5 protein-coding genes are annotated in these 4330 nt (G+C 30.6%); all 5 read right to left on the bottom strand.

Going from position 1 to position 4330, the window contains the following annotated elements; translation table 11 throughout:
- Positions 1 to 382: 382 nt before the first annotated feature.
- Positions 383 to 763 (bottom strand): hypothetical protein, encoded by a 381-nt coding sequence (locus I130_RS14565; protein WP_034924886.1) that lies wholly within the window; start codon positions 761 to 763, stop codon positions 383 to 385.
- A gap of 198 nt (positions 764 to 961) precedes the next feature.
- Positions 962 to 1252, bottom strand: a complete 291-nt coding sequence (locus I130_RS14560) for a helix-turn-helix domain-containing protein (RefSeq protein WP_034924884.1) — start codon at positions 1250 to 1252, stop codon at positions 962 to 964.
- A 1-nt stretch (position 1253) separates the two neighbouring features.
- Complete coding sequence (locus tag I130_RS14555) at positions 1254 to 1592, bottom strand: type II toxin-antitoxin system RelE/ParE family toxin (protein ID WP_034924881.1); 339 nt, start codon at positions 1590 to 1592, stop codon at positions 1254 to 1256.
- A 226-nt stretch (positions 1593 to 1818) separates the two neighbouring features.
- Complete coding sequence (locus tag I130_RS14550; protein ID WP_034924876.1) at positions 1819 to 2838, bottom strand: PIN domain-containing protein; 1020 nt, start codon at positions 2836 to 2838, stop codon at positions 1819 to 1821.
- A 186-nt stretch (positions 2839 to 3024) separates the two neighbouring features.
- Entirely contained in the window at positions 3025 to 3972 is a 948-nt protein-coding gene (locus I130_RS14545; protein WP_034924874.1) for a hypothetical protein, read from the bottom strand.
- Positions 3973 to 4330: the final 358 nt, after the last annotated feature.

The raw sequence follows: 4330 nt of genomic DNA, 5'->3' as shown, positions 1-4330 counted from the left end.
TTTTACTTTTTCCCGTCAGAGTAAAAGTCAGCGTACTGATCGGAAGAGTATGGTTTTTTACATTTTTCATCTTTCCGAATTCTGTTGACTAAAATCAGAATTTAGTGGTTTTTATTGTATTCCAAAATCTTGAAATATTCAGCGTATCAGTTGCGAAAGATTGGTTGTTGTCAATCAAAATTTTAACAATTTTCTTTACGTAATTTTCTTTCTGAGCAATGTTTTACAACGGTCTTGGTTAAGGCAAGTGGCGTGGAGTAGGGACGCGTCCTTGTCGGCTTTGTTGTTTGTTACTTGATGTCTAAAAAATATCTTTTCATTGGAATACCCGCTATTTGCGCTTAACCGATGTTGGCATTTCGTAGTATTCTAAAATTTTCAATCAGTTTTTTAATTTAAAGTCGATAGTTTCTAATTGCATTTTTATGTGCTGTATTTGAGTTTTATAATTATCAGATTTACTTTCTCCTGTCAGAAAAGGCATATTAAAGTTATAGGCTATTTTAAATATTAGTAAAGAATAAATCCAGTTAAAGAGGAAGAATTTGGATTTCCACTTCATCGTGTAAGGTTTTAAAGCCTTTATCGCATTAGCTTTAATATTCTTATTTAAGTCAGATTTAATTACTTCGCTTAAGATAAGGTGAATCTGGTTTTTATAATTTTTAAAGGATTTGTCAGAAATTAATCCTTGGCTAATTAAAAAGTCAGACTCTTTAATAAATATTTTAATCCGTTTTTGTAATTCTTTTGAATTAGTCATTTAGTACAGAATAAGTCGGATTTTTCTATTATTTATGAGCTTTCTAACTATGAATGCCAACGGTCTTGGTTAAGGCAAGTAGCGTGGAGTAGGGATGCGTTCTTGTCGGCTTAGTTGTTAGTTTCTTGGTGTCTAAAATAACACTTTTCACTCAATTGCCCGCTATTTGCGCTTAACCGATGTTGCCTGCAGTACGTTTTATCCGATTGATATATTCAGTTGTTTTTCAAGTCCAAGTTCGATTAATTTTTGATAAGTCGAAATCTGAATATCGCTCAGTCCGCGTTCAATTCTTGAAATATAACTTTTTTTTGTTCCTGTACGATCAGCAAGTTCTTCTTGTGTTAGTTTTGCTGATTTTCTAGCTTCCTTAAGCATAATACCCAATCTGAAAGAAAGAGATTCAGAGTCATATTTATCACGTTCTTTAGTTCCTTTCTTACCATATTTGTCGATAAGCATATCCTCAAATCGTGTTACATTTTTCATTTCAATTATCTTTATCTATTAAATATTCTTTCTTTAATTTCTCAGCTAATCTGATTTCTTTTTTCGGAGTCTTTTGAGTTTTTTTGAGGAAACAATTTGTCAATACAACTAAATTTCCGCCATCCAAAAAACATAGAATCCGAATACTTTTAAAAGTGGTAATTACACGTACTTCATAAATTCCATCTGTATTTTTTAAAGCTTTAAAGAATTTTTGTGGAACCTTTTTCTCGTGTCGAACTAAATCCAATGCGTATTCTATTTTTCTTTGAATTTTATCTTCTTGGGAATTATAGAATTCAACAAATTTTTCCTTGTATGCAATTACTTCTCTTATCACATCACAAAGTTAACTAATTAGTTTACTTTTCAATAATAAAATGAAAAAATATTCTTTCAGCAGAATTTTGTGTTAGTATTGCTGGCAACGGTCTTGGTTAAGGCAAGTAGCGTGGAGTAGGGACACGTTCTTGTCGGATTTGTTGTTTGGTGGTTGATGTCTAAAATAACACTTTTCATCAGAATGCCCGCTATTTGCGCTTAACCGATGTTATAGAGCGTTTTTATCACGTATCTAAATTGTCCCATTCTTCACCTAGAATCCATCTTAAAGCAGATAATTTTCCGTTAATCATACCCCATTCAAAGTCGTCGAAATCAAGATTTTCTTTGCCATAGTTTTCCTCAACTATTTTAGCGTTTTGTTTTGCGGTTTCCCAAATTTCTTTTACAATGGAATTTTGAATACTTTGTGAATGGAAATCCGTATAATCTATAATTTGAACTTCTCCATTTTCAATTTTAGTTTCTAGTATTTTATGACGATTGTACCAAATCTTCTTGTCAAATTCTTTTATTTTATCTGAAATCTCAGTTATTCCTCTTGGATCAGTTTCCCAGTTTTCAAAAACTCCAAGTTCTTCAATAAAATCTGGTTCTATATCATTTAAGCAATCTAGTAGATTGATATAATAATTTGAATTGGAATTTTTAAAAATATCCATTAAGTCTTCGTGAGGGAGTTTTTGATTCCCATTTTGTAAGCTGAAGTCATTTTTATTATGCGTTACAAAAGCGATTTTTTCTTTTTTATTTTCTCTTTGAAATTTTGCATATGATTCAATGATTAATGCATCGCCTATACTATTTTTAGATAAATGAAATGGAGCTAATTTATTAATTGCACGATCAGTGGCTTTTATTTTAATATCATTATCTATTCTTATTATTAGGCTTTGTTTAAATAATGTTTCAATTCTAGTTATAGAATATGTAACTATGTCACTTTTAATTGGAATTAAATGATCGAGATTATTCAATTCATTTAAGATGTTTTGCCTGTTGTCCTTGTCTGAATAAGAAAACACCAATTCACGTACTTTTTTCAGGTGTTCCGAAACACTTTTTTTCGCACTTGCAATTGTTCTGTCTTTGTTTCTATCAAATTCTGTGAGAACAATTTCAGGTATAATAAGTTCAATTTTATTTTCGCTGATTAATTGTTCTATTAAATGTAAGATACCTTCTCCCTTTGTTGACTTTGCAATATCAAGCCATACACAAGTATCAATTAATAAATTTGTCATTCGTGGTTTTGTTAAAAAATGCTCTATAACGGTCTTGTTTAACGCAAGTGGCGTGGAGTTAGGACGCGAACTTGTCGGTTTTGTTGAATTTTACTTGGTCTCTAAAATAGCACTTTTCACCAGACTGCCCGCTATTTGCTGTTAAACGATGTTGGCATTTCGTTGCGTTGCGATATTTCACGAAAATTAGAATGAGCAATCAAAGGAGATCTCTGTATTTTCATCAATTATCCCAGATATTTGATTATGCTCTTCTTGAATATCATCAATACATATATAATCAACAAAAGGATAATTAGCGTCTCTTACCGTACCAATATCATTTACCAGAAGTGTATTTAAGACTGATTCATTTTTTAAAATAAGAGTTTCTATATAATTTTCAGATATATCAAGCCATTCTAAAACTTTTAAACAATGAAAATCAAAAACCTCTGGTTCTCCTCCTTCTAAATAAGACATATCTAATCTTTTCAAAGATGGAATCTGGCAAAAATCAATAATTAAAAAACTATTTCTCAATTTAAGATCCATCATCTTATTACATCCCTCAAAATTAAATTCAACATAGTCTTTTGGGTAAGCTAATTCATCTGGTTGCACAAAATATGATGCATTATTTTCAGAGAGATCAGTTTCTATTAAATTATTGAGTCCTGATAAATTAATTTTTTCAATGTAATTAGTTTCTAAATATTTTATTTTTAAATGTGTGAGTTTTATTAGGCTTGTTAAGTCATATGAAATTTCATTTTCATTAGTATTTTCTATATAACCAGATTCTCCTCTAGTTATCTCTAATTTCTCAATATTTATAAAGTTTTCGATACCTCTAAGGTCAACAGATGTGATAATTTCTTCGTAATTAAATTTCAGTATTATACTTTTTGCTGATTCTGCTTCCATCTTTTGAATTTCTCCATCATCATTTAAATCAATATTTCTATCACCTATACCATCATCATTAGAATCAACACAATTAGTATTTAATAACGCATGTTTAAAATTAGGATCTAGAATTTCTAAATTTTCTATTTCAGGAATCACCTCCGGTTCTTGTGGAGAATTATCAGTTTCACATGAATAAATAAATGATAGAATAAATAACCCCAGAATTGCTAAATTTTTATTCATAGTGTATGTTATAATTGGTTGAATTTCTAAAGATATACATTATTCGCAATGAATGCCAACGGTCTTGTTTAACGCAAGTAGAGTGGAGTAGGTACGCAAACTTGTCGGCTTTGTTAGTTTTTACTTGGTCTCTAAAATAACTCTTTTCACTACAATACCCGCTATTTGCTGTTAGCATCCATGAAAAAGCAGTAATCGAGTATCTTTAATAATCACTATAAAAACTAAAGATATGGAAACCCGAGTTACTGCATTACCAAAGTTATTCATAGGAATTGATATTCACAAGAGAAGCTGGAAAATACATTGCAGCACCGATCTCTTTGGCGGTAAATCTTTCACGATGCCTCCAGATCCT

This window comes from Gillisia sp. CAL575, assembly GCF_000403785.1.
Lineage (GTDB): Bacteria > Bacteroidota > Bacteroidia > Flavobacteriales > Flavobacteriaceae > Gillisia.
This window is presented reverse-complemented; position numbering and strand designations above follow the sequence as displayed.